The organism is Paenibacillus sp. FSL W8-0187, assembly GCF_037969755.1.
Taxonomy (GTDB): Bacteria; Bacillota; Bacilli; order Paenibacillales; family Paenibacillaceae; genus Paenibacillus_AQ.
Genome location: NZ_CP150206.1, coordinates 1,774,824 through 1,801,562 on the forward strand (window position 1 = coordinate 1,774,824; position 26,739 = coordinate 1,801,562).

Here is a 26,739-nt window from a genome sequence, read left to right on the forward strand (position 1 = left end):
ATGACTTTAGCGGGATAGGATCTAGGAGTATCAGAATCATTGGAAGAATGGGCAGGTCAATGCTCTAACAACAGGAGGGAGGTATAGGAATGAATCATGTGTTAACCTATCTAGATTTAGCGGATTCTCTGCTGTGCTCCCTTCCCTCCAGGGCTCGGATTGCAGGAAGCCCTAAGCTCCCATGCAATCGAACCTTCCGAATACGAGTCGACAGAACGATGCCCTTTGAGTTTGTTGCCAATTTGATGCCTCCGTTTTGCGGATTATGGGAGGCTGATGTCTGTTTTGATTACTCTGATTATGATAGCGCTCTGTCCGATATTGGAGGGGAAACTCAGGCGGATGTATATATCATCTGGTTAGATTGGCGGATCTACGCCAGCTCAATGAGCGCACAGGAAGCTGCACATTGGCTGAATGAACGGATCGTTAAACTGCGTATGGTAACGGATAAACCAATCTGGATAAATAACTGGCCGGAGTCCTTGGAAGATGCCGATAGGGTGCTCAGCTTCCGTGCCAGTGACCGTGGATGGTTCCGGAAGTTAAATTCGTATTTGTTGGAGTCCGTTGAGAACAACACAGGATGTGTTCTGATCGATTTAGCTGAATTGGCCCATGAAGGTACCGAGTCCTTCTATGATTATCGGAACGAGGAAATCAGCAGCTATCCATTTTCCAATCAGGCAACGATAATTATCTCCCGTCACCTTGGTGTACATCTCTTACCCGCTTCCTGTGTTCCGAGACTTAAAGCGATTGCTCTTGATCTTGATGATACGCTTTATCACGGGGTATTGGGAGAGGAAGGGGCTGAAGGGGTAGCTTTAACGGAAGGTCATCATCGGTTGCAAAGGCTGCTGCTCAAACTTAAACAATCGGGAGTGCTGCTCACGTTATGCAGCCGTAATGAAGAAGAAGATGTTAAGGCTCTGTTTGACACTCGGAGCGATTTCCCGCTGAGATGGGACGATTTTGCCGCTGTCTGCGCGAATTGGCAGACAAAAGCAGAAAATCTGAATCGCTTGGCGCGAATACTGAATATTGACCCGTCTGCTTTCGTGTTTGTGGATGACAATCCGGCAGAGTTGGTGAAGATGGCCGCTGTACTGCCAGAGGTTCGTCTTTTACGAGCAAAGCAAAACGGTGAAGAAACGATGTTTGGATTATGTCATTTTCCCGGATTATATCAACTTCACCAGGATAACATGGCCGTATCCAGAACAACCGATATTCAGGCCAATCAGACAAGGGAGAAGATTAGACAATCAGCATCGGATTATCGTTCCTATTTAGACAGCTTGAACATGGTTGTAACCATCTATGAGAATGAAGCTTCCCATGTCACGCGGCTGCATGAATTAAGTCATAAAACGAATCAGTTTAACCTGGCATTAAGGCGGATGACAGAAGTGGAGGCGAATGACGTTATGAATGCCTCGAAATATGCTACGATTACGATTCGCCTCTCCGATATACTGTCAGACAGTGGAATTATCGGCGCTTTTATATGCCGGTTGGATGGTGAGCAAGCGCATTTAATCGAAACGCTTTTTAGCTGCAGGGCGCTTGGCCGTGAGATTGAAACGGTAGCCTTTGCCTGGATCTTGGAGAAATTAATGGATCGAGGGGTGCAGCGTATCAATATCGAAATGGCTCAGGGGCCGCGAAATGCTCCTGCCTTGGACTGGATAAAGCGTTTTGTTACAGGCTCGCCTGAACAACTGGCGCTTAAAGATCTCTATGCACGTGTAAAAGCAGCTTGCGGAAGTCATCCTGCTAGAGTGGAGGTAAATCGATGACTACAGAATTACGCAAACAAATCGGGTCGATCTTATCCGAGGTATTAAACACTGCATTACCGCCTCATGATAATCCAAAGCGGGAAGAGCTGGCGAATTGGGATTCTTTAAAACATATGGAACTCATTCTTCGTCTTGAAGAACAATTTGATGTTCGCTTCTCCATTAGGGAAGTAGCGGGAATTCAAAGCTTGGATGACATCGCCAAGATCATTGAGGTGAAGTCGTGAAGCACAACATCAAAGTTGAACGCTTTGGGATTCGATTAAGACCCATTACGATGGACGACGCTGATTTTATTTTCAAACTAAGAAGATCCCCTGATTTATCCAGGTATATTGGAGAAATCGATTCTCGTTATTCTACTCATGAATCATGGTTGAAACAATATTTTCACAGAGAAGGCGACTATTACTTCTGCATTGAGCTTCTCTCGGGCGTACCTATCGGAACCATAGCGATCTATGATATTGATGGTCAAGCCGGGAATTGGGGAAGATGGATTATTTCCGATTCGATCCCTGCCGCTCCTGCCAGCGTATGGCTTATTTTTCACGTTGCGTTTGATATTCTGGGTTTGTCCAGTGTGTTCTCCAACACGGTTATTGATAATGCGAGTGTCGTTTCTTTTCATGATAACTGCGGTTTGCCCCGGACCGGAATTGAACGTAATGGCCTTACCATTAGAGGCGTATCCTATGACATGGTTATTCATACGGCTACGAAGGAGAACTGGCCTATGATTCAACAAAGATTAGAGAAGCCTGCAATATTGGCGGAGCGTCTGCTGAGGGAGAATCCGGAAGAATAATTAACATACTTTACGGAATGTAAGAAAATATGACTTGTTTACTGACGACAGCGAAACCGTTCGCTGTCTTTTCTGTATGTACCGGACGAAAAGGAATGACATGGGTAATATGTCTGGTGAATTCGCCGTTGCTTCTCTCAGGTGTATTTCATATTTTATCAGGAGAAGGAAATTCATGATCGCCCGGTAATTTCATCATGGGTGTTTTTTGAACAAGGACTTACTCTTCAAGAAAGGATGGACAACCAGGATGAGCGAAATCTTGCATAAAATAGAAACCAAGACGGCAACGGTGGCCGTGATCGGTCTTGGTTACGTCGGACTATCTGTGGCAGTGGAGGCGGCAAGAGCCAATTACAGGGTGTACGGAATTGACATCGATAAGAATAAAACGGAACAGTTACAACGCGGAAAATCGTATGTTACGGATATAAAGGATGAAGATATCGATTCTTTGATCCATCAGCGCCTGTATGCCGTTCATGAGTTTTCAGTGCTGGCTGAAGCAGATATCATCGTTATTTGCTTGCCCACTCCGCTTAACATCAACAGAGATCCTGACGTTTCCATGATTCGGTCAGCGGTTGATTCCATCATCCGGTATGCTTCGAGAGATACGCTCATTATTTTGGAAAGCACCACCTATCCCGGAACGACCGAAGAATTAATTAAGAATGTGATTGAAGCCAATACGCAATGGGAAGCGGGTAAGGATGTTTTTGTATGTTATTCTCCGGAAAGAGTGGACCCTGGAAACCGTAAATTCAATGTAAAAAACACACCTAAAATCTTAGGTGGAATCACGGAGGAATGTACCCATCTTGGCCTTCAATTTTACCGTTCTTTTTTGGATAACGTGATACCAGTAAGCTCAACGGCCGCGGCCGAAATGGTTAAGTTGCTCGAGAACACGTTTCGAAGTGTTAACATAGCGCTTGTGAACGAGCTGACGCTCATGTGTGATCGAATGGGGATTAACATCTGGGAAGTGATCGACGCTGCTTCGACCAAGCCGTTTGGTTACATCCCCTTTTTCCCAGGGCCGGGGATCGGTGGCCACTGCATCCCGATCGATCCGACCTATCTGTCATGGAGAGCTAAAAAGTTCGGCTTCTATAACAAATTTATTGAATTGACCAGCGATATCAACAGCAATATGCCCCGATATGTCATATCGCAGATTACCGACATACTCAATGACAATGAAAAGCCGCTAAAAAACTCAAATATTATATGCATTGGAATGGCTTATAAAAAGGATGTCAACGATATGCGAGAATCGCCTGCACTCGAAGTGTTCAGGCTTCTACAGCAGAAGGGGGCTGCTGTAACCTATTATGACCCGCTCATTCCATGGTTTATAGACAATGGCCACAGGATATCCTCCATAGAACTTTTGCCGGATCTGATTGCCTCCGCCGACCTGGTCGTTATTACTACCGATCATAGTACGATCGATTACCAGTTTATTGCTGAGCATGCCGCTTTGCTGTATGACACGAAAAATGTGACTCGGTCGATTAAAGGAAACATTGTATTGCTCGGCGGACATAAGCGATTGGAGAAAAGTTTATCCCCGGTTGTGTCGATCAAAGATAGCGGGGAAGGGAGGGAAGGGATTGATTGATGTTGTCATTTGTGTGCATAACGGTTTGAATGCGGTAAAACAATGTTTGAACTCCATTCAAAATAATACGACACAAAAAATTAATGTAATTATCATAGATGATGGAAGCGATCAAACCACAAAGCGATATCTGGAACAGTACACACGACAATTTCACTATACATTAATTCGACACGATAAACCGCAAGGCTATACGGCTTCTGCGAATCAAGGATTAAAACAGTCAACATCGCGATACTGCGTCCTTCTCAACAGCGACACGATCGTAACCAGTCAGTGGTTGGAAAGGCTGACGGAAACCATGGAATCCGATCGCAGGATCGGTATCGTCGGTCCGCTGTCTAATGCAGCCAGCTGGCAATCCATTCCCCATCGGGACTGGAACCGTAATGGATTGGAGCCCAACTTGACGATCGAACAAATGGCCGAGCTTGTCTATCAATCCTCCGATAAGAATTTTCCGAGAGTCATGTTTTTGAACGGCTTCTGTTTAATGATCAAGAAGGAAGTCATAGACAAAATCGGGTATTTCGATGAAAAGAACTTTCCGATAGGTTACGGGGAAGAAGATGATTATTGTCTTCGTGCCCGCGCTGCCAACTTTAAATTAAAGGTTGCCACTCATTGTTATATTTATCATCAAAAGTCGGCAAGCTTTGGAAAGGATAGAAGGAAGCGATTAGCACAGAATGGGAAAGCTGCCCTCATTCGCAAACACGGCGTGGAAAGGATTAAGCAATCGATACAAAAAATGGTCGATCATCGATTGCTCAAAGAAACAAGGGCAAAATTAAAATGGCTATTAGCTTGCAGACGACAAATCATCACAAGTAATCAACGAAAAAACGTAATATACACAGCGATAACCGGTAATTACGATAAGCTACAGGATCCTTTACAAATGAGCAAGCATTGTGATTACTATTGTTTCACGGATAATCCGAAATTAAAGTCCGGAACCTGGAAAATGATTAAGTTAGATAAAATATTCGCTGATACGGCCCGTCAAGCTAGATGGGTAAAAGTTATGCCACACTTATTATTCCCGACCTACAAACACAGTGTTTGGGTTGACGGGAATATCCGAATTGTCGGAGATATCGATCGGTTTATTGAAAAATATAGCGCCTCACCGCTCGTGTTCTACAAACATTCACATCGGAATTGTATTTATAAAGAAGCTGAAGCTTGTATTGCCTTGGGGAAGGATAAGAAAGAAGTCATATTAAAACAAGTAGCCTTGTATAAGAATGCGGGATATCCGAGGGATAACGGACTAATTGAGTCCGGCGTGATCCTAAGACGCCATAATGATCCTATCGTTACGGGGGCAATGACCACATGGTGGAGACAAATCATAAGTTATAGTAAAAGAGACCAAATCAGCTTTAATTACGTTGCCTGGAAGAATAACGTTCCATTTACCGCGATCAATGGCAATATCCGTAATAATGAATTTTTTAATTGGAGCAAGCATCACAATAAGCCAGTTATGAAAAGATTGAAACGCTAATATGTATCTTAGGGGCTGTTGTCGTACAACGGCCCCTTCGTTATGCCTTTATGAAATGGCGGTTGTTAGTGTGGTGGAAGGAAAAATGTTTTATTTAACGCCACCCAAATGCCTGCTTACGATATCATCCTTCTTCAGTTCGTCTAATACAACCTCCTGTACCCGGGAACTCTTCAGGGGCAGTTTCCTTTGCCTGATCGATCCGCCGAGGTAGTAGTAGAGGCTGTAAGGAAAAATCGCGTCTATATAGTAGAGTTCTTCAAAAGACTTCCCCTCAGGGAATTTCGCAAAATACTCTTTATAATATGAAGACAACACAATCCTCGGTAATAAATAACGGATATCCTTGATGGGAGAGTCAATTCTTGAATGCTCCAGGTCAATAATCCATATATCTCCTGATGTTGTTTTTATTGCGTTTAAATGGGTTAGATCCCCATGTACGACCCATCTTCTTTTGCTCACGGATTTGAGATGGTCAGCGAGGAGGGGCGCTCTCCGGGAAGAAACTCTTATACATTTCTCAGCTAATTGTATACATGGTTGAATATACTTCAAGGAGTACTGGTCTTTCCATTTCATCAATTCTTTTAATTTGAATTGATACTCAGATATCCACCTGTTTATTCCGACCTTCAAGTCGTCCGGATTATGTTTGGGTGTGAGTGAACTTGGGTACCTGGCGTGTTGATGAAAATCTCCGATTACCCTTACGCGGTCAATTATCGATGCAGGACCGCCAGAGATATATCTAGACAAATAATAACGATGCTTTCCTTGTTTCGTACATAGTTTCCGTTGATTCGTGGCGATAACATCAGGCACCTTTAACCCTTGTTGGGATAGCGCGTATTGTAGAGTGATTGAAGGGGTGAACGTTTTACTTGATCTATAGTCCGATTTAAGGATATAGGTTTCGTTGTTATTGATTACCTTCCACACCGCTTTATCCGGCTCGTTCTGAATCCATTCGATTTTCGGCTTTTTGATATCATAATACTGGTTAAGAACCAACGTTGCATCTTGAATTGTAGGCATGCCATCACCTCTCCATCGAGATCATAGGACAAGATCATCATCTAATCTATTACAGGTTCTATGGTACGTCGAGCAGGCCTTGAAACAGAGCCCTCCAATTTTCTGCACACTGCTTGACCGTAAAGTTCTTGGCCACGGCCTTTGCGGCCTTTTGTGAAATTTTTTTCCGAAGTTTGGGATTTTCGATCAATTCTTTAATCCCGGCGTACCAACCTTGCTCTGTTTGAGGAACAAAATAACCCGTTTTTTTGTGGAATACCCAATCACGGTATATGGGGGATAATGAATAAATGCCGGGAATGCGGCAGGATGCGTAGTCGCGGAATTTCACATTACTTTTGCAGTGGTAGAACAGATCATCATCCATGGGTGCAAGACCGATATCCCAATTGGCCCGATACAACCGCTGCATGAACTGGCTGTAATTTTCATTATGTTTACAATGCGAGACATTAGGATGACCCTTCAATTCTTCAGGACAGTACCCATAGAACTCCAGTCTGACAAAATCTCCGTATTCCTTAAGTATACGCTTCAATGCGGGAATAACGGGTCGGAAAGAACTCTCTTTTTTTGCACCTTCGTATCCGATCACGAGTCGATCTTCCTTTTTCGGACCTCTGGACAATTTTGTAAATGAAAGATCGATACTCCCTGGAAAATAGATCACTTTAGGAGTGAATTGCTTCTTAATCACTTCGCGAAAGACGGGTGATTCTACTTTGACCATGTGTACATTTCTTAGAAAGTAAGTATAGGTTTTTTTATAAGCGGGTTTTGCGTATATCTGGCCAAGACGAGTGGTTTGAGGGATCGCGAGAAAATGGTCGTCAATGACGTATACGGTCTTCTTTCCCTCACGGTGTGCCCATTCTAAACATTGGAGCGCTGCTGGCTCAATGCTTCTTAGAAACAAAATAATATCGTATGAAGAAATGATAGATCGGGTTACCTGTTTATGAGGAAGGATCTTAAAACTGCAGTATCCTTGTCCTTCCAGATAACGGAGAGGTGGGAGAAGAATGATTTGGTACGATGCGGTTCCCTCTGAGCCGACCACAAGAATTCTTCTCATTTAGTGACCCCCAATCAACAATGATTACTGGATGCCCTTGCGGGTAACGCAGTTGAAAAATAGTGCTTGCCCTCACGAGGAGAGCAAGCGTAAAAGCCATACGTGAAACAAGGAATTTAGAACAAGTTATTATCTGTACCTGTTACGGAGATTTGAGTTGGAGTGTTACCGGTGAACCGATTTCCGAATGCGGTGTTTTCATCGCCAGAAATGAGGAGTCCAAAATTCTTATTGAGCTCCATCTCGTTGAATTCCACACTGTTAAAATCCGTGGCAATTGCGATACCGGTTTGAGTGTTACCATCGGAATCGTTGGCTCCAAGATATCCGTTATCCCCGGTTGTGATCGAAACGCCGATCCCTGTATTATTTTCCACGTTGTTGCGTATCAGTACGTTGTTTGCTGCTGCAACGGTGATTCCGCTTGTTCCGTTTTGCGAGACCGTGTTGCCGAATAACAGATTGTTCGCTGCGGTGCTCGAGATGCCGATCGTGCCGTTTTGAGAGACAGTATTACCGATAGCCGCATTATTGGCGCCGGCCAACAAAATACCCACACTTGTATTGCTGAAGGATACATTCTGTACGATCCAGCTGTCGGTGCTTACTACGTTGATTCCAGCAGCGCCGCCTGCGTCTTGAACACTGTTTCTCCACGCTACATGACCGGTACCGGCAGCTAAATCAATGCCAATACCAAGCGTGTTGTTAATGGTATTGCCAATAATGCGGTGATTGGTACCAGCGGTAACATCAATCGCATCGGCCGTGTAGTTTTGAATCTTAAATCCGTTAATTTCAACCCCCGTAGCTGCCGTGACAATGAACGCACTTGCCGCAGCGTTGAGTCCTTGGCGTATCGCCGAACCTTCATTTTTAGCTATAACTTTTACGTTGGAAGTCGCTACAGTCACCGCCGGCTCTGGATACGTTCCATCATTAACCAATACGACATCACCAGCGACAGCTGAAGCTACCGCAGTTGCAATTGGCGTCCCTGTAGGTGAAGGGAAGACCGAAATAATGGCCATCACGTCTACCTCCTTATATAGAATTGATTAAGGTTTTGTATTCTTAATCTAGTAACAGTTAATGCAATGGAAGAAAGTTATGTTAAGGCAGATGAATGAGATAAAATGCACATTTTTGAGAGGTTGAAAGAACAGATAGGGTTAAAGCCTACGTTCCTACTGCCAAGACGTGGATCGTTCTCGAACGAATTGCTGATATCCATGCGAATTTATCATGGGGAACCAATGGGGCTCTAACTTTAGGCTAAAGAGTCAAAGTTGTTCCATATGATGATGTGCTTCTATCGCCGGATCTGGCCGCGAATTTCCCCATCCCGATTTTGGATGGTATGCACGTTGGCATAGGCATTACCGCGTTCGAATTCACGGATCAGGTCGCGAATCGTTCTGCCTTGCAGAGGACCGATCAAATCTTGGTTTGTCAGGACACCCCGAATAACTCCACGTCTTACGGATATGCCGAACTTTGAAGGGCCAAACAAGAAGGCGACAATGGGACCGTTTTGTCCGACTCTTCCGAGATGAATATGAGCTTGGGTAACACGGTTAATATTATTGACCACAAGTCTGAATCGCAGTTGGGTACCCGTTCTGTTTACCCGAAAAACCGCATTTCCAAAGGCTATCGTTCTTACAGGTGGTACCTCGTTTCGGCCTAGTAATAATGCTCTGAAAGTTCTGATAAGTCTTCACTTCCTTTCTTTTTAATGCTCTAGTTTATTCAATGTAGATAGAGTTGGTATGTTTATTGGTCCATACGCTCAACCCAATTTATTTCACCTCAGGTACGAATGCCGTTACAGTAAAAAAACCTATACATAAAATGAGGGGGAAGTCTTCTTAATCCAAACTTGGCAGGTGAGAAACATGAAGAAACGAAGTCCTTCGAGTCCCGTTAACAGAACAAAGAGGAGAAGATCCCTGTCCTCAATCAAAAATGCGGAGCTTCCGAAGGTATCCGTCATCATTCCTGCTATGAACGAATCGAAGACCATCGCGGCAGTCATTCGGCAAGCCTATCAAGTGCACCCCGACACGGAGGTTATCGTTGTTGCCAATGGTTCAACGGACGGTACAGCCGAAATTGCTCAAAGCATCGGAGCGAGGGTGATTCACATGCCCTTTCCGCTCGGTCATGATGTGGGACGAAGTATCGGCGCTGCAGCGGCTAGAGGAGACATCTTGCTGTTTACCGATGCAGACATTGTTATTCAAGCAAGTGATTTGACGCCTTTGACGAAAGCTGTGGAAGAAGGTGTGGATGTAGCTTTGAACAAGTATTTGGGTCCAACCGACAAGCATCACGTTCACAGCGTGATCCTCGCCAAGCATACGTTAAACATTTTGGTTTCCAATCCCGAATTGAAAGGAGCTTCGTTAACAACGATTCCACATGCAATGAGCCGTAAAGCCATAAATCTGATTGGCATCGACAATTTGGCTGTCCCCCCGAAAGCTCAAGCAATGGCCATTTATAATGGTTTGAAGGTACGAGGGGTCCATTACGTGGATGTGGGAAGAAGAAACCCCAGAAGGGGTAGAACCAGAGGAAATGATCCCCTTGAAACCTTGATCGTTGGGGATCATTTGGAGGCGATAGATTGGTTAATCTCTAAATCCGGCATGCGGGGAAATCGGTCGGATCTCACACGAAAAAGAGAAAGCGTGTGGTGATGGGATGGTGCGAAGAAAGCAGAGACGAGTTATGATGCCAGCCTCATATTCTTTTAGAAGAGCAATGAAGCCAATAAGTAAAAGAAAAAGTGCCAAGAACAAACGCAGCCGCCATAAATTAGGGGCTCGGATGTTCAAGAATCGTCTGAGTTCAAACGGAGTTATCGACTATTGGAAAGAGAAAGCATACACTGTCGGTTATCAACAAGCAGTCCATGAAGATATTGAGCGTGAAGATACTGACCCCCATATCAAATTGAATGAGAGTTGGAACCGCTGGTACCATTCAGTTAGGCCGCTACCATGGGAGATTTACCATGCGGCGGCGTCTAAATTTGTGGAAGGACACCGTAAGCATTCTGGAATCTATCTAGGAAATGCAGTACTCCTGCCAACGGACAAAAGAGTAGCGGCAATTGTCTTGGTGATGAACGAGAAAGATACGATTTTACAATTGCTGGAACAGCTTCATCGGCTGCCACTACATGAGATCATTTTTGTGGTGAACGGATCAACCGATGAAAGCTTTGAAATGATCCGTAACCAATCGAAAGCGATTATTGTGCACTATAAACAAGCTTTGGGACACGATGTTGGCAGAGCAGTTGGGGCGAAGTTGGCCGATTCTGAAATTCTGCTGTTCCTTGATGGAGATGTTCCGATATTAGCCGAGCATCTCGTACCGTTCATCGATGCCATTGAACAAGGTAGCGATATTGCCTTAAATGATATTTCTCCATGGATCGGGATGTTTTCCAAAAGAGACTACGTAACCATAGTTAAGGAGTTTATTAACCGATCCATGGGCAGGGCGGACCTCGAAGCGAATTCGCTTACGGCGGTGCCTCACGCGATCAAGAAAGAAGCAGCGCAGATCATTGGGTACGCCAATTTATCCGTCCCACCGAAAGCGCAAGTCATCGCCCTTGAAAAGGGTTTAAAAATAAATGCACCGGCCAGTGTAGACGTTATTTCAAAAAATCGACTCCGGGCTCGAAATGTCGGACTACAGAATGCTGTTTCCGATTTGATCATTGGAGATCATATCGAAGCTCTAAAAACAGCATTCGATTTAAAGGGATCACGGCTATCTTTTTCGGATCAGATTAGACAAAGGCAGCTAACCAAGGTTTAGAAGGTGGAAGCTATGCAAAAAACAAGTATCATTATTCCAACTTTCAATGGAAAGGATCTGCTAAAGGATTGTATTTATTCCATTAAACTTCATACGAAAGAGCCCTATGAGATCATTGTTGTCGATAATGGTTCCTCCGACGGTACCGTTGATATTTGCCGTCAGGAGGGGATTACCTTCATTTCATTGGCAAGTAACGTTGGCTTTCCGGCAGCATGCAACAAGGGATTAAAAATCGCAACCGGCGATACGATACTTCTGCTGAATAATGATGTCATTGTCACCCGCAACTGGTTACAGAATATGTTGAATTGTTTGAACAGCGAAACGAATATCGGTATCGTCGGACCACTTACCAACTATGCGAGCGGCAAGCAACAGATCGATATGCCTTATACCAGTTTGGAAGAGATGTCGAGCCAGCTGAATGAGCCGGATGCGAAAAAGTGGCTACAGGTGGAACGAATCGTCGGAATGTGCTTCCTGTTTAAACGGGAGTTAATGGACCGCATCGGACTGCTGGACGAACGTTATTCCCCGGGTCATTATGAGGACGATGATTATTGTCACCGGGCCAGGAATGCGGGATATACGTTCAGGATAGCTGGGGATGTCTTTGTTTTTCATCATGGGAGTGCCAGCTTTGCCAAGCAGGACATGAGTAAAGTGAAGCATCTTGTTGATATAAACAGACAGAAGTTTATTGATAAATGGGGCGTCGATCCAACGATCTATGTATAATTATATAGTTTGCGAAAGGAAGGGTTATATGAAAGGCGTCATTCTGGCAGGAGGTACGGGCACCCGTCTTTATCCATTGACCAAAGTCATAAATAAACATCTGCTGCCTGTCGGGAAAGTTCCGATGATATGTCACGGAATAGAGAAATTCAAAAAAGCGGGTATTGAAGATATTCTCATTGTGATCGGCAAGCAATCTGCGGGTTTATATATAGACCTGATCGGCAGTGGAAAAGAGTGGGGAGTAAATGCCACGTTTAAAATCCAGGAAGAAGCCGGGGGGATTGCCCAAGCTTTATACCTTGCCGAACCGTTCGTAACACCAGGCGAAAAGTTCGTGGTACTTCTTGGGGATAATCTGTTTGAAGATCATCTAACCACTTATGTTCAAGATTTTGAAAAACAAGCCGATGGGGCGCGTGTACTTCTGAAGAAAGTTCATGATCCAAAGCGATACGGAGTTCCAGTCTTGGAGAAAGACAACATCGTAATGATTGAAGAAAAACCGGAGGAACCCCAATCTGATTATTGTGTAACCGGTATTTATATGTATGATTCGACTGTGTTTGAAACGATCCGAGCCATTAAACCATCGGCACGAGGTGAATTGGAAATAACAGACGTTAACAATGTGTACGCGTCGAAGGGGAAACTTGCCTATGACATTTTAGAGGGATGGTGGACGGATGCAGGAACCTTCCAGTCCTTATACCAAGCCAGTGGCCGATTGTAGAGAACTCAATATTTGGAATGAATAAGTCCGGAGGCATGACTGCATGAGAATAATGAATGATCATTTGTTGCTTCAGGGAGAGGAACAATCGGCTCACATGGAAGGATACAGAAACGGTTTTACAGAGGGGCGGAGAGAGGGGTACCGGATTGGTTTTTCCGATGCAGTTATACGATCTTTACCCAAGGAAGAGGAGCCGATCCGGGATCTCCGAATTCTCTATGTCACCACAGGCATTGGCGTTCCGTATCCTGCGCTTGATCAAGCGGTGACTGAAGCTTTAAAGGTACTGGTTCGAAGTCTTTCGGTTGCAAATCCTTCAGATGATATCGTTCTTTTGGCTAAGAAATTTCAGCCGGATCTAGTACTAGCGTTAAACGGAGTTGTTTTGGAAGCTGATACGCTCAAGGAGCTGCGGGATAGCGGATTTAAAACGGCCATTTGGTTTACTGACGACCCGTACTATACGGACTGGACGGTATCGATCGCTCCCCGTTACGATTACATTTTTACGCTTGAATCAAACTGCGTATCTTTTTATCGAGATTTAGGTTGTGAACACGTCTATCATTTGCCTTTTGCAGTCAATCCTAATGTATTTTACCCGAAGCATGTACCCACCTCATATCAAACCGATATCTGTTTTATTGGAACAGCGTATTGGAACAGAGTGGAGTTAATGGATCATCTAGCCCCGATTCTGAAAAATAAAAAAGTGGTTATCTCTGGATGGTGGTGGGACCGGATGCAGCATTACGCCCAGCTGTCTGACAAGATCAAACTCGGAGATTGGATGACGCCAGAGGATACGGCCACCTATTATAATGGTGCCAAAATTGTGATCAACCAGCACCGTTCATCAGATGATGATACGATCAATGCCAACAGTAGAAAAGTACAGGCGCTTTCCGTTAATCCCCGCACATTTGAAATATCCGGCTGTGGCACACTTCAGTTATCGGATATCCGCCATGATATGAGCCAGTTATATTCCCCAGGATCGGAGATAGAGACCTATGGTTCTTATGGTGAATTGATGGATAAAATCGACTATTATTTGCGTCATGAGGAAGAGAGACAGCGAATTGCGTTGAACGGCTTTATGAGAACAAGAAAGGATCATACCTATCATAAACGTTTAGGTTTGATGCTTCGTACTATTTTCCCCTAGTTGTCGGGTCAAAATGGATTGTTATACCCGTTTCCTAATGAATTCTAAAGAATATATTGTGCGTAAGACGGGGTGATCATCATACGGCAGCACTTGGAAAAAAAAAGAAAAAGGTTGGTAAAGAGGCGACCTAAGCGGAAGTTAACTCTTCAAAGAACAAGATCCCATGCACCAAACGAGTGCACCCAGAAATTGTTGGAGCAAGCTGCAGCTTCTTTTAATGAAGGTTTTGATACCGGCTATGACGAGGCCATGATGAGGTCGCAGCAGCATTCCGTACCCGAAACGAAGGTCAAACCAAGCTCGGGAGAGGGGTACGCGAAGGGATACTATGATGGAGGAGAAGGTATTGTGGACTCGATTCTACCGGAGCTCGAGGTTCTCCCTGAAATTTCAATTCGCCATATTATTGAAGAAGGTATGAAGCAACTGAGTTCTCAGTATTATCGTCTTATGAGCGCGGCGGAAGTTGCGGGAAGGATTAAAGAAGCTTTAGACTCAAGTTCCCCGTTGTCTGTTATCCGTTTAGGGGATGGAGAATTGCTTACGCTTGCGCAGGAAATGGTTTTGAACGAGGATGAGGTGCGGAAAGAAGGACATTTTTTAAGCTACGCCGGTGTTAGTTTACCCGATCTAATAGCAAGGGATCTGCTGGCAGCCTCTGTGAGAAATGCAGATATCGTTGGAATTCCCAAATTAAGATTGCCAAACTTCCAACCTCTGTGCTTTTCCGTGTTTAAAGCTCACGGCATTGATTATCGAAAGTTACAGCTAACCTTATCGACAGTCAACTATGCATTACATTTGGAAGGTTTGTTGCCTGGGATCCTTGCAGGACGTCGAGTTCTCGTTGTGGGCAATTCTGCTCCTGGTCTTTCACGGGTGTTGTCAGATCGCGGAATCAAGGTGACCGGCACGGTTGCTCCCGTGGAAGGAATGTACGATATTCCAAGAACAATGAATGAAATTCGAGGTCATCCATTCGACATCGCACTTGTGGGTGCCGGCATTCCGGCTGTTATCATTACAGAGCGCATAGCCTCAGAGCTCGGGAAAGTCGCCATTGATTTCGGGCATTTGGCTGATTCATTAACCAATGGAGAGTCAACCTTATGAATCAGATGAGCAATCATAAAAGAAATGGTTACAACGACGGATTTAACAAAGGATTCAATTCCGGCTACAAGGATGGATATTCCCGTGGGCGGCATGTGGGAATAACCCAATTCACAAATGTCTTCCAAGGTACAAGTATCATTGTGCCGACCTATAATCAGCTTGACTATTTAAAAGAATGCATTGAAAGTATCCTCCACTATACTGATGCGCCGTATGAACTCATTATTATTGATAATGCATCTGATGACGGTACAGCAGAATTTCTCAAATCCTCCCAAGGACTCCGCTTTCAAATTAATGAAGAAAATTTAGGCTTTGCAGGTGCTGTCAATCAGGGACTTATGATGGCAAAAGGAACAACGTTGATGATCTTAAATAATGATTCCGTAGTAACGACCAACTGGCTCTCGAATTTGCTCAACTGTTTGCAAAGCGACTCACGGTTCGGAATTGTCGGACCGGTGACAAATTATATCAGCGGAGATCAACTGATCCATGTTAGCTACCAAGATATAGCTGAGATGCAGCAATTCTCCAAATCATACAATCAATCTAATGCGAACAGCTGGATCGCGACAGAACGATTGACGGGTTTTTGCATGTTGATTCGGCGAGATGACTTTAACCGATTGGGTTTTTTTGACGAAGGTTTTGAGATTGGAAACTGTGAAGACGACGATTATGGGCTGCGTGCCCGGCTTCTTGGCATGCAGCTAGTTATAGCAAAGGATACGTTTATTCATCATTACGGCAGCGTCAGTATGAAGACGTTAAATTCCAAATTCGAACAAGTGTATGCAAATAATCTTACGTTCTACTCCAGTAAATGGGGAGATCCCCATGATATGTTGTCCCTGAAGTGGCAGCAAAACATGAACAGCACGATAAAGCTGCGTACCATTGATTTGTATCCGACATGTATCTTCGTGAGAGGCGCCAGTTCGAAAACGTATTGGATAGAGAACGGGATCAGGTATCCGGTTCATGGTGCCAGCGGAATTCAGCCAGTCCGAGTTTCACAGGTTGATCTGCGTTGCTGGCCGCTTGGGGATGGTATTTCTGCGGAGGACGCCATTGGGCGTGTGAAGACTGTATATTTCTCATCGGATTCATGGGAGCAAGAAGGCAGGCTGATCAAACTTAAGAATGACAGTGTATATCAGTACAAGGGGAAGAGACTGCACCGATTCATGAATCGGCTCGCAGTGGCTGCTTGGCACCTTGATTCTTACGAGCCATTGCTAGTGAACGAGCAAGAGGTTCAGAAATATGAGGAGGAAGCTCCGATCATTTCTCCTCCGGTAATTAAGGCAGATAACATTTAATAAAGAGCAGAGGGTGAGATGGATGAAAGCACGGAGAAAAAATGGCGGTGTATCGCTCAGATTGAAAAGAAAAGGTATCCGTGGAAGAGGTTTAAGAGGTAAGGGGATAAATAGAGCTTCTGGAGGAAAGAGAAGGAGGGGGCCGGGAAGAATAGCTCCGGTTCAAAATGCAGTCGACTATAACCAATCCTATGATGCGGGGTTTGACAAAGCGTATAACGAAGGATTTAACGTTGGTTATGCGGAGGGTATGGAGGCCGGTCATCAAGAAGCTTATAAAGGAGAAGGATAAGATGGCTTTAAGAAAAAAAACAAGGCCTCGAAAGCGAGTTGGAAAAGGAAAACGCCGACCTGTTCGTCTTAGCGCATATCAAATAGGGAGTATGGATGGTTTTCAGCGAGGAAAAGAGGAAGGTTTTGCACAAGGGCGTGCGGAAGCCCAGAAAAGGTCTCATAACGCTGTGGCCGTTATCGAGTCGGAGCTGCCAAAGATGGATGTTCTCGTTATCGCGGCAGGCATGATACCTTCGCTTGAAATCGGCGTTATTCAGCCCCTTAGTGCACTGAAAAAACAAGAGAATCTGCAATTCGACGTGAAATTGGAAACCGATGTGACCCATGAAATGGTTGCTGCCGCAAACACGATCGTATTTGTTCGTAATGTTGAGCCAGCTGCTTATGCATTACTGGAGATGGCCCATCAGCTGAAAAAAAGGACGGTATATGTTATTGATGATAATTTCTTGGAGATTCAGCCGACGACTTCAGTCGGGGAATATTATAACGATCCGATCCGAAGAGAGACGTTTATTAAGTTTTTGAAAAACACGCAAATCATTAAAGTAGATGCGCCTGATCTCGGCACCTATATTCATGAGCGATACAATAGACATGTCATTTATTTTCCTGCCAGCATTGATTTTGAGTGGCTGGATCAGAACGACAGGGGAGATAAGAGTCAGGAGCAAGTTGTCATCGGTTATGCAGGAGGGGACAAAGAGGAAGATTTCGTTCCCGTCATTTCCGCTCTGAACAAAATTCTGGATTACTACGGGGGATTTGTGAGACTGGAATTTTTTGGCTACCTTCCGCCTTCATTGGCGGAACATCCAAGCGTTAAGTATGAAGGCGGGGGGATGGAATACAAGGAATTCATGAAGAAATTAAATCAAAGCAACTGGAACATCGGAATTGCGCCCCTCGCTAACAATTCATTTAACAAAGGCAAAACGAATACGAAATTCCGTGAATACGGCGCCTGCGGTATTCCGGGTATATACTCGAAGTCTCCTGTTTATATGCATTGGGTCGAGCAAGGGGAAACAGGCTACCTAGTTGAGCATAACGAGGAGCATTGGTATGAGGGAATCAAGGCCATGATCGAAGATCCAGAGATGCGGCAGCGAATCAAGGAGAATGCGCAAAGGGCAGCTCGGCAGCATTTTGCACTTCAGACATGCATCGATAACTGGAAGAAATTCATATTCAAAACGTAAAATCGGGGGAGAGAGCGGGAACATGGGGAAAAGAGGGGATATAAACGTTCTCATCATCGGATCGGATAAAATCGCTTCCTATAAAATCGGCATTGAGCAGCCGCTTCGCCATCTGCAGAAGATGGGAGTCTGCGAATTTGACGTCAGATCCGATAATGAGATGGACAGATCAAGGCTAGCTGATGCGGATATCGTGCTCTTCTTCCGAACGGTTCAGCCTGAAGCATATAAGTTTCTGGAAATGGCCCGGGAGATGGGAAAAAAAACGGTGTACGTGATCGACGACCATTTTATTGCGATGTCTCCGGGGTCGGATATGGGAAGATATTATCATGATTCCTCACGAAGAAAGACGTATGTTAAATTTCTGAAAAACGCCCAAATCGTAAAGGTTGCTTCCGGTTTTTTTGCCAAACATCTTGATACGCATTTTAGTCCCCAGAAAATCGTCTATTTTCCGGGAAGCGTTGATTTCGCTGCTATCTCCGGGTTAAGAAAGAACCGCAAGGAAGAAGGTAAAGTTGTGATCGGGTATGAAGGCGGAAAAAAACAGGCGGCTTTTGAACCGGTTACCAGTGCATTGATTAAAATCATCGGGAAATATGGGGATAAAATCAGAATGGAGTTCTGCGGGTATGTTCCTGATGAACTCAGAGAGAAGCCACAGGTCTATACGGAATCTTATGACGAGAACTATAAAAAATTTCTGAAACGCCTCTATCAGTCAAACTGGGATATCGGGTTGGCTCCGTTGGAACGAACGCTGCTGCATGATTGCAAAAGCAACAATAAATTCCGAGAATATTCCGCCTGTAGGATTCCGGGAATTTATACTTCCTCTCCAGCTTACGAAGAATGGGTAACCGGAAAGGAAAACGGTCTGATTGTTTCCAGTACTGGTGATGATTGGTATGAAGCTATGGTCCAACTGATAGAGCAACCGGAACTGCGCCAGAGCATTGCAGAACATGCCGAACAAGTAGCATGGGCGAATTTTTCAGTGGAAGCTTGCGCCGAACGATGGCGTTCACAAATTCTAATGTCGGAATGACGAGGGATTATGAAAGGAGAGGTTCACTTGGACCATAAGCTGATACCCGTTCTTCAACCGAGTATAGGTCAAGAGGAGATCGACGCTGTGGCAGATGTTTTACGGTCAGGATGGCTTGGACTTGGCCCCAAAACGGAACAGTTCGAGCAGGAATTTGCCAAGTATGTCGGCAGCCGTTTCGCGGTTGCGCTAAATTCTGGTACGGCCGCGCTCCATCTGGCCATGGACATTTTGGGTATTGGGCCGGGTGACGAGGTCATCGTGCCTTCCATCACGTTCATATCCACTGTCCATGCGGTTAGTTATGTGGGAGCAACGCCGGTTTTTGCGGATATTGAACCCGATACGATGAACATATCACCGGAAGATATCAAACGGAAGATAACAGATAAAACCAAGGCAATTATCGTCGTTCACATGGGCGGGCATCCCTGCGATATGGATACTATCCATGAGTTGGCGCATGCCAATGGAATCAAGGTAGTAGAAGATGCTGCGCATGCATGCGGTGCCGAATATAAAGGCAAAAAGATCGGCTCGATCAGCGATATTACCTGCTTCAGTTTTCACGCAGTCAAAAATTTGACGAGTGGTGAAGGCGGGGCGATCACCTGCAATACAGAGTGGATGAATCGTAAGCTGCGTGAGAAGCGGTGGGTTGGTATCTCCCGGGATACGTGGATACGATCGTCGCATGAAAAGGTGTATGCATGGCAGTATTTCGTTGATGACGTAGGGTATAAATATCATATGAATGATATGCAGGCTGCCATCGGGCTCGTTCAGTTAAAAAAGCTGCACCAACTGAACGGAAGACGAAAGGAAATAGCGGCTCACTACCAATCCGAATTAAATGACTTGGAATGGCTGGAACTTCCTCAGGAACAAATGTATGCTCATAGCTCCTGGCATTTGTTCCAAGTTAAATTCAGCAAAGAAAACTCGAGAGATCGCATGATTGGCCACTTGCAGGAACACAATATCGCGACGGGTGTTCATTACTATCCATGTCACCTGCATCCTAGCTACCTGCATTTAAAAGCCATCGTGCCGCTATCCTCAGAGATCTGGAAAAGAATTCTAACTCTTCCCATTCATCCGAATATCACAGAAGAGGATATGGATCGGATCATAACCCGTATAAGGGAGTTTAAGCCATGAGAAAACTGTTGGTTCTAGGTGCAGGAATCTCTCAGCTTCCATTAATCGAAACTGCGAAAAGAATGGGGTTGTACGTCATTGTTGTGAGCCGCTATGGAAACTACCCGGGATTTGCCCAGGCTGACAAGTTTTATTATGAGGATACAACCGATATGGATAAGGTAGTTGAAATCGCCCGTCTTGAAGGAATTCATGGAATCTGTACAACGGGGACGGATGTGGCCGTCAAGTCGATTGGCAAAGTAGTGGATGAATTGGGAGTAAGCGGATTGAGTTATGAATCCGCTCTACTCTCCTCAAATAAATGGAAGATGAAACAGGCTTTTATGAAACATGGCGTACGAACGGCCCGATTTCTGAAAGTCCAAACCTTGCAGGAAGCTTACAGCGCTTTCGAAGTATTGTCGCCGCCGCTTATCTTTAAGGCAGTGGACGGGGGAGCAAGCAAGGGAATTGTGAAGGTTGCGGATATCGCCCATGTGGAATACGCATTTGAAACCGTGCGCAAGGATACGAAACTGGATTTTTTCATCGTTGAAGAGTTTATTGAAGGAACCGAGTTCGGCGCACAGGCATTCGTTTACGATAACCAAATTCAATTCATCATGCCGCACGGGGATTTCGTCTTTTATGGGGATACCGGTGTTCCCATCGGTCATTATGTCCCATATGAATTGCCCGAAGAAGTGCAGCAGGATCTGTTTTCCCAGTTGAAACAAAGTATCGAAGCGCTGAAATTAAATCATTGCGCAATCAATGCGGATTTTATTTTGAAAGACGGGCATGTGTATGTTCTTGAAATCGGAGGCAGAGCAGGAGCTACATGCTTACCCGAACTGGTGTCCACTTTCTATGGATTCGATTACTATGAGCAGATCATCAAGGCTGCTCTTCGTATGAATCCGTCATTTCCCTCTCATACTTCACAGCCTTGTGCGTGTGAACTACTGATCTCCGATAAAGATGGGGATATTACTGGACTTGAGAACGGAAATGATCAGCATGAGAATATTATTCAAATATCATTTGATTATCATATAGGCGAGAAGGTAAATAAATTCAGGGTTGGCACAGACCGAATCGGCCAGATCATCGTGAAAGGGGACCGTTTGGAAGAAGTGCTAAGCCTGCTGGAAGAAGTTAAAGAGAAGATAAGAATCGACTTAGGATAGATCTCATATATATCATATCGAAATCTCGATCTGCAGCAGCGATCGGGATTTTTACATGGGGGAGAGCATTGCCTATATCCTAATTTGGGATTAGACATATAAATAATTGAGAGAGCGGCAACCGACGTTTTCGGTAAAGCTCTCTCTAATCCATGTACCGGAGGCAGCAGATGAAAATCACGGATACAAAGCTCCAAGGCGTGAAACGGATTGAACCGGCCGTTCACCAAGACCATCGGGGATTTTTTATGGAAAGTTTCAATGATCGAGTTCTTAAAGGATGCGGCATTAACGACCATTTTATTCAGGACAATCACTCGATGTCACGTGAGGCGGGTGTTATTAGAGGACTGCATTACCAACTGTCTCCCGAGGGACAGACGAAATTAATCCGCGTTGTAAGCGGGGCGATCTATGATGTGGTCGTTGATATTCGGTCGGGCTCTCCTACCTATGGACAATGGCAAGGTTTTATCTTATCTGCAGCCAATTACCTTCAACTTCTCGTTCCCAAAGGATTTGCCCATGGTTTTTGTACCCTTGTTCACGATACGGAGGTCATATACAAGGTCGATGCCTACTATTCGCCAGAGCATGATCGAGGTATAGCCTGGAACGATCCGGATCTTAATATCGATTGGCCTGTGAACAAACCTGTTCTCTCAGACAAAGATTCAAAGCATCCTCGATTGGCTTTGGCAGAAAATAACTATATATACGAGGGGTGAGGTGGCATGAAGATCGTTGTCACAGGCGGTGCGGGATTTATAGGCAGTAACTTTATACGATATATGCTGTCTCAACATCCGCATGACGAATTTATTAATGTGGATTTATTAACTTATGCCGGCCATTCAGGCAATCTTATGGATGTACAGACGAATCCCCAATATCGCTTTGTGAAAGCGGACATAAGAGACCGGGCGGCAGTTGAACCGCTCTTCAAAAAGGGGGTTGATGCGGTAGTAAATTTTGCAGCTGAGTCTCATGTCGATCGAAGCATAGTGCAGCCTGAATTATTTGTCATGACGAATGTGATTGGAACTCAGACGCTCCTCGATTTGTCCAGGCAATATGGTGTCTGCAAGTTTGTTCAGGTTTCTACGGATGAAGTTTACGGAACGCTTGGAGCCAATGGATTATTTACCGAAGAATCACCGCTTCAACCCAACAGTCCTTATTCTGCAAGCAAAGCAGGCGCCGATTTGCTTGTTCGAGCTTATTATGAGACGTTTGGATTACCGATCAATATCACGCGCTGTTCAAATAATTACGGCCCATATCAGTATCCTGAAAAGCTAATACCGCTTATCATTTACAATGCTTTGCATAACAAGCCCCTTCCGGTGTATGGCGACGGTTTGAACGTTCGCGATTGGCTGTACGTAGAAGATCATTGCCGGGCAATCGATCTGGTTTTGCGCCGCGGCGTTGATGGAGAAATATATAATATTGGAGGACACAATGAAAGGAATAATTTGCAGGTCATCCGTACGATCCTGACTGAACTGAACAAACCTGAATCATTGATTCAGCACATTGAAGATCGCCTAGGACATGATCGTCGTTATGCGATTAATGCTGATAAGATAAGGAAGGAGCTTGGTTGGACTCCCCAATATAATTATGAAAGCGGCATTCGTGCGACGATCCGATGGTATCAGGACAACATAGCTTGGCTTGAACAAGTTCTAACACCGCTAGGAGAGCAAGGGGATTAAAGGGCTTGCCCTAATTTGTTTTCGTTTAGCTGAATAAGACCAAGAATTTATAATGGAATGAAACGCCGATGCTGAATGCTTTAATCGGCGTTTTTTGGTGCATTAAAGGTCTAGTTAGCATTTATCTTCCATGTTAAAACCTTTCAGCATACCACTTCTGCCGCAAGGTCATCCTATACGATGTTACTACACTCATTATAGAGATGGAGGATGAATCATGATTAAATCCAAGGCCCTCAACCTGACCGTCTCCACGGCATTGCTGCTCAGTATGGCTGCAGTAGCAGGATGCGGTAACGCCAATGACGGCAACACGACACGTACGAAAAATGTGGACGGTGGCCGTATCGGTGTGAATTCCGTACGGAACAATCAGAATGTCCGCAGCACGCAGCAGCATGACCTGACCAACCTGAAATACAGCAAGACGCTGTCGAAAAAAGTTTCGGATATCAGTGGTTTAGGTACAGCCCACGTATTCGTGACGAACCGCAATGCGTATGTCTCGCTGTCCAGGGAGGGCATGAACACCAACAACACCAATAACACGAACAACATTAATGGTCATGTGACGGGTATGAGCACGGGTGCAAATCGTGCCACTGACCGTACGATGACGGGCACAAACACAACGAATGTTAGAAATCGTACCTTCGGCACTTCAAGTACAGGCAGCGTAGGTCTTCTGCGAGGCATGGCAAATGATACAAGACGCGCAGTGGACAATACAACAGGTCTTGGCCGAACAGCCGATAACCGTGGCTTTGGCGTAAATGGAACAACGACCCGTGGCGGATTTGGCGGCAGCAATTATAATACGTTAAACGGAACACGCACTGACGGACTTATGGGTACACGCACGGATGGACTTACGGGAACACGTACTGATGGACTTATGGGTACTGACGGTATACGAACCAACAGCCTTACAGGAACTAGGGGAACGACTAATAACACTTATATGGGAACAGGTATTAATGGCGTTCCTTATGGCACTTACAACAATAATAACATGGGTATGATGAGCACTCGTGAAGAGGTTCCTCAGCATGTTCGTCATGAAATTACGAGCAAGATTCGCAAAACCGCTCCACATATCAGTCAAGTATATGTTTCCACAGATGAAGGATTTTATCAGCATGCTAATCGTTTTGGAACGGACGGTCGTGCAGCGAACACGGTTGGAACGCTTTCCCGCGATTTCGGCACGTGGATTAACCGTGTATTTCCACTGAACCTTGGCGGTCGTGACGGCATGAACGATACCCGCGGCAACCTGATGAAGAATGATACGGATGACGGTTGGTTTGGCGGTAATCGTAACAGCCGGTAAAACCTCTATACCAAAAGGAGCTGCCCTTTAGGAATGAAATTATCCCTAAAAAGGCAGCTCCTTTGCTTTGTTTGCTATATGCAATCATCAATCAGATTAATGTTTGCGTTGTCCTTGAATCCAAACGCCTTGAAGCTCTAGATCACTTGTAAGCATTAGCACGTCGGCAAGCTTGCCGGCTTCAAGAGAGCCTGTAAGATCAGCGATACCGATTTTTGTGGCGGGATTAAGACTTCCGACGCGGGAAGCCTGTTCAATGCTCAATCCAACCTCTCGGACCAACAGCTGAAAGCCTTTGATCATCGTCAGCGTACTGCCAGCCAGACTGTCTCTGTTGCTCTTGAGCGTGGCGATGCCGTTCTCCACAACAACTGGCAGGTCACCCAGCGTATATTCGCCGTCAGCCATACCAGTCGCGGACATCGCATCGGTAATCAGAATCAGATTTCCGTCTTGCTTCATACGGGCCAGAATCCGAATGGCTGCGGGGTGGACATGGATACCGTCAGCGATAATCTCGCAGCTTAAGCGATCATCACTCAGCATCGCGCCCACCACGCCAGGCTTGCGGTGATGCAGTCCTGTCATTGCATTAAACGTATGCACACCATGGCTAAGACCTGCTTCCACGGCGGCCTCGACTTCCTCATAGGTGGCATCCGTATGCCCCAAGGCGGCCACGATCCCGTGGTTGTTCAGCCAAGAGACAGCCTCTAGTGCTCCCTCACGCTCCGGTGCCAGCGTCACCTGGCGAACCAGGTCAGGGTATTTAGACACCCACTCTTCCAGCCAGTCGATATTAGCATGGACGATATGCTCCGGATTTTGTGCGCCAGGCCATTTTGGACTGATAAAAGGGCCTTCCAGATGTACGCCTACCAGTCTTGTGTAAGGCATATCTTGGCTCTGGTAGTCGTTAACTTCTTGCAATACATGGTCGATGGCTGCCTTAGGGGCCGTCATCGTGGTAGCAAGCATGGCCGTAGTGCCCTGAGAGCTGTGGAACGACGTGATTTTATCCAGGACATCCTTGGTGGCATCCATGAAATCTTCACCGTTACCCCCGTGTACGTGGATATCAATAAAACCGGGAATAATGTAGCCATCCGGTTGATTGATCACTTCCGCTGCTGCCTGCTTCAGATCAGCAGGGAGCCCGGAAGTATCACCGGCGTATGAAATGCTCTCTCCTTGAATGGCCAGCACGCCGTCTTTGCAGATGCCGTTTGGCGTCAGGACTTGACCATACAGCAGTTGGACAGATTCTTTTCGTTCGCCACTCATACCAGCAGTCTCCCTGCGCCTTGATCCAGAAGGACAACCACGTTCGGATGACATTGAAGCAGCGATGCCGGACACTCTGTGGTAATCGGTCCTTTCAATGCGCGTTGAACAATTTCTGCTTTATCCTCACCGCGGACGAGAAGAAGGATTTGACGGGCTTTCATGATCGTAGCAACACCCATCGTAATCGCATGGGTTGGCACATCATCCAGGGTAGGGAAGAACCTTGCGTTGGCGTGACGTGTTTTCTCCTGCAGCTCAACCACATGCGTACCGCCGCTTAAGGATTCGCCAGGTTCGTTGAAACCGATATGTCCGTTATGTCCAAGGCCTAGAAGCTGGAGATCAACCGGGCCGAATTCTTCCAGCATTTTATCGTAATTCAAGCATTCTTCTTCCGGATTGGTGGCATTGCCGTTTGGTACATGGGTCCGTTCGATCTGGATGTCCACATGATTAAAGAACTTCTCATTCATGAAGGTGCGGTAGCTCTCGGGATGATTCTCGGGAAGGCCTACATATTCATCCAAATTATATGTTGTGGTTTGGGCGAAGCTGACTAGGCCTTGACGATTCATTTCAATCAGCTTGTTATAAAGCCCGACCGGCGTGCTTCCTGTAGCCAGTCCCAGTGTGGCGCGCGGATTGGTGTGGAGCAGGCTGGAGATCTGGTTAGCGGCTGTTTGTACAAATTGTTCTTCATCGCTGAATGTGTAAATATTCATT

Annotated in this window: 26 protein-coding genes; 20 read left to right on the forward strand and 6 right to left on the reverse strand. The window is 45.4% G+C overall.

What is annotated here, in order from left to right; all coding sequences use genetic code 11:
* Nucleotides 1-89 precede the first annotated feature (89 nt).
* The 5 genes from MKY48_RS07655 to MKY48_RS07675 all read left to right on the forward strand — a co-directional run bounded on the left by MKY48_RS07655 (nucleotide 90) and on the right by MKY48_RS07675 (nucleotide 5,753).
* Nucleotides 90-1,802: an HAD-IIIC family phosphatase gene (locus MKY48_RS07655; protein ID WP_339271343.1), complete on the forward strand. Its 1,713-nt coding sequence runs from the start codon at nucleotides 90-92 to the stop codon at nucleotides 1,800-1,802.
* Nucleotides 1,799-2,032 (forward strand): acyl carrier protein, encoded by a 234-nt coding sequence (locus MKY48_RS07660; protein ID WP_076323051.1) that lies wholly within the window; start codon nucleotides 1,799-1,801, stop codon nucleotides 2,030-2,032. The genes MKY48_RS07655 and MKY48_RS07660 overlap by 4 nt, the downstream gene beginning before the upstream one ends.
* Nucleotides 2,029-2,613 (forward strand): GNAT family protein, encoded by a 585-nt coding sequence (locus MKY48_RS07665; protein WP_076323052.1) that lies wholly within the window; start codon nucleotides 2,029-2,031, stop codon nucleotides 2,611-2,613. The genes MKY48_RS07660 and MKY48_RS07665 overlap by 4 nt, the downstream gene beginning before the upstream one ends.
* Before the next feature lie 250 nt (nucleotides 2,614-2,863).
* Nucleotides 2,864-4,240 (forward strand): nucleotide sugar dehydrogenase, encoded by a 1,377-nt coding sequence (locus tag MKY48_RS07670; RefSeq protein ID WP_339271345.1) that lies wholly within the window; start codon nucleotides 2,864-2,866, stop codon nucleotides 4,238-4,240.
* Nucleotides 4,233-5,753: a glycosyltransferase gene (locus tag MKY48_RS07675; RefSeq protein ID WP_339271346.1), complete on the forward strand. Its 1,521-nt coding sequence runs from the start codon at nucleotides 4,233-4,235 to the stop codon at nucleotides 5,751-5,753. The genes MKY48_RS07670 and MKY48_RS07675 overlap by 8 nt, the downstream gene beginning before the upstream one ends.
* Nucleotides 5,754-5,843: 90 nt before the next feature.
* On the opposite strand, the gene MKY48_RS07680 is transcribed toward MKY48_RS07675, so the two are convergent.
* The 4 genes from MKY48_RS07680 to MKY48_RS07695 form a co-directional block, all read right to left on the reverse strand.
* Nucleotides 5,844-6,791 (reverse strand): phosphotransferase, encoded by a 948-nt coding sequence (locus tag MKY48_RS07680; protein ID WP_339271348.1) that lies wholly within the window; start codon nucleotides 6,789-6,791, stop codon nucleotides 5,844-5,846.
* A gap of 58 nt (nucleotides 6,792-6,849) precedes the next feature.
* The gene (locus MKY48_RS07685; protein WP_339292647.1) at nucleotides 6,850-7,386 is read right to left on the reverse strand and encodes a glycosyltransferase; all 537 of its coding nucleotides are present in this window, start codon (nucleotides 7,384-7,386) and stop codon (nucleotides 6,850-6,852) included.
* A gap of 596 nt (nucleotides 7,387-7,982) precedes the next feature.
* Nucleotides 7,983-8,897 (reverse strand): right-handed parallel beta-helix repeat-containing protein, encoded by a 915-nt coding sequence (locus MKY48_RS07690; RefSeq protein WP_339271352.1) that lies wholly within the window; start codon nucleotides 8,895-8,897, stop codon nucleotides 7,983-7,985.
* 281 nt (nucleotides 8,898-9,178) lie between these two features.
* Nucleotides 9,179-9,580, reverse strand: a complete 402-nt coding sequence (locus tag MKY48_RS07695; RefSeq protein WP_339273430.1) for a CHRD domain-containing protein — start codon at nucleotides 9,578-9,580, stop codon at nucleotides 9,179-9,181.
* Between the two features lie 184 nt (nucleotides 9,581-9,764).
* Between MKY48_RS07695 and MKY48_RS07700 the strand changes: the two genes are divergently transcribed.
* The 15 genes from MKY48_RS07700 to MKY48_RS07770 all read left to right on the forward strand — a co-directional run bounded on the left by MKY48_RS07700 (nucleotide 9,765) and on the right by MKY48_RS07770 (nucleotide 24,729).
* Nucleotides 9,765-10,571, forward strand: coding sequence for a glycosyltransferase (locus MKY48_RS07700; RefSeq protein ID WP_076323057.1), 807 nt, complete (start codon nucleotides 9,765-9,767; stop codon nucleotides 10,569-10,571).
* Between the two features lie 31 nt (nucleotides 10,572-10,602).
* On the forward strand, nucleotides 10,603-11,706 hold the full coding sequence (locus MKY48_RS07705) for a glycosyltransferase family A protein (protein ID WP_339271355.1): 1,104 nt from the start codon (nucleotides 10,603-10,605) through the stop codon (nucleotides 11,704-11,706).
* A 12-nt stretch (nucleotides 11,707-11,718) separates the two neighbouring features.
* Nucleotides 11,719-12,447, forward strand: a complete 729-nt coding sequence (locus MKY48_RS07710; protein WP_339271357.1) for a glycosyltransferase family 2 protein — start codon at nucleotides 11,719-11,721, stop codon at nucleotides 12,445-12,447.
* Nucleotides 12,448-12,475: 28 nt separating this feature from the next.
* Nucleotides 12,476-13,180, forward strand: a complete 705-nt coding sequence (locus tag MKY48_RS07715) for a sugar phosphate nucleotidyltransferase (RefSeq protein WP_339271359.1) — start codon at nucleotides 12,476-12,478, stop codon at nucleotides 13,178-13,180.
* A gap of 43 nt (nucleotides 13,181-13,223) precedes the next feature.
* Nucleotides 13,224-14,351, forward strand: a complete 1,128-nt coding sequence (locus MKY48_RS07720) for a DUF3880 domain-containing protein (RefSeq protein ID WP_339271361.1) — start codon at nucleotides 13,224-13,226, stop codon at nucleotides 14,349-14,351.
* A gap of 192 nt (nucleotides 14,352-14,543) precedes the next feature.
* Nucleotides 14,544-15,467 carry a GT-D fold domain-containing glycosyltransferase gene (locus tag MKY48_RS07725; RefSeq protein WP_339271363.1) on the forward strand — a complete coding sequence of 308 codons (924 nt, stop codon included), beginning with the start codon at nucleotides 14,544-14,546 and terminating at the stop codon, nucleotides 15,465-15,467.
* Nucleotides 15,464-16,795 (forward strand): glycosyltransferase family 2 protein, encoded by a 1,332-nt coding sequence (locus MKY48_RS07730; RefSeq protein ID WP_339271365.1) that lies wholly within the window; start codon nucleotides 15,464-15,466, stop codon nucleotides 16,793-16,795. The genes MKY48_RS07725 and MKY48_RS07730 overlap by 4 nt, the downstream gene beginning before the upstream one ends.
* 22 nt (nucleotides 16,796-16,817) lie before the next feature.
* A complete protein-coding gene (locus MKY48_RS07735) occupies nucleotides 16,818-17,087 on the forward strand; it encodes a hypothetical protein (protein ID WP_339271367.1) in 270 nt (89 codons plus the stop codon).
* A gap of 1 nt (nucleotide 17,088) precedes the next feature.
* Complete coding sequence (locus tag MKY48_RS07740; RefSeq protein ID WP_339271368.1) at nucleotides 17,089-18,291, forward strand: glycosyltransferase; 1,203 nt, start codon at nucleotides 17,089-17,091, stop codon at nucleotides 18,289-18,291.
* A gap of 22 nt (nucleotides 18,292-18,313) precedes the next feature.
* Nucleotides 18,314-19,342 carry a glycosyltransferase gene (locus tag MKY48_RS07745; RefSeq protein WP_339271369.1) on the forward strand — a complete coding sequence of 343 codons (1,029 nt, stop codon included), beginning with the start codon at nucleotides 18,314-18,316 and terminating at the stop codon, nucleotides 19,340-19,342.
* Nucleotides 19,343-19,369: 27 nt separating this feature from the next.
* Entirely contained in the window at nucleotides 19,370-20,503 is a 1,134-nt protein-coding gene (locus MKY48_RS07750; protein ID WP_339271370.1) for a DegT/DnrJ/EryC1/StrS aminotransferase family protein, read from the forward strand.
* Entirely contained in the window at nucleotides 20,500-21,675 is a 1,176-nt protein-coding gene (locus MKY48_RS07755; protein WP_339271372.1) for an ATP-grasp domain-containing protein, read from the forward strand. Before MKY48_RS07750 ends, MKY48_RS07755 begins: the two co-directional genes overlap by 4 nt.
* Nucleotides 21,676-21,845: 170 nt before the next feature.
* Nucleotides 21,846-22,403 (forward strand): dTDP-4-dehydrorhamnose 3,5-epimerase, encoded by a 558-nt coding sequence (gene rfbC / locus MKY48_RS07760; RefSeq protein ID WP_339271374.1) that lies wholly within the window; start codon nucleotides 21,846-21,848, stop codon nucleotides 22,401-22,403.
* Nucleotides 22,404-22,409: 6 nt separating this feature from the next.
* Nucleotides 22,410-23,396, forward strand: a complete 987-nt coding sequence (rfbB, locus tag MKY48_RS07765; protein WP_339271375.1) for a dTDP-glucose 4,6-dehydratase — start codon at nucleotides 22,410-22,412, stop codon at nucleotides 23,394-23,396.
* Nucleotides 23,397-23,613: 217 nt separating this feature from the next.
* Nucleotides 23,614-24,729, forward strand: a complete 1,116-nt coding sequence (locus tag MKY48_RS07770) for a YhcN/YlaJ family sporulation lipoprotein (protein ID WP_339292648.1) — start codon at nucleotides 23,614-23,616, stop codon at nucleotides 24,727-24,729.
* 96 nt (nucleotides 24,730-24,825) lie between these two features.
* Here the strand turns inward: MKY48_RS07770 and nagA are convergent, their stop codons facing one another.
* A complete protein-coding gene (gene nagA / locus MKY48_RS07775; RefSeq protein ID WP_339271379.1) occupies nucleotides 24,826-26,013 on the reverse strand; it encodes an N-acetylglucosamine-6-phosphate deacetylase in 1,188 nt (395 codons plus the stop codon).
* On the reverse strand, nucleotides 26,010-26,738 hold the full coding sequence (nagB, locus tag MKY48_RS07780; RefSeq protein ID WP_339271381.1) for a glucosamine-6-phosphate deaminase: 729 nt from the start codon (nucleotides 26,736-26,738) through the stop codon (nucleotides 26,010-26,012). The genes nagA and nagB overlap by 4 nt, the downstream gene beginning before the upstream one ends.
* Between the last annotated feature and the right edge of the window lies 1 nt (nucleotide 26,739).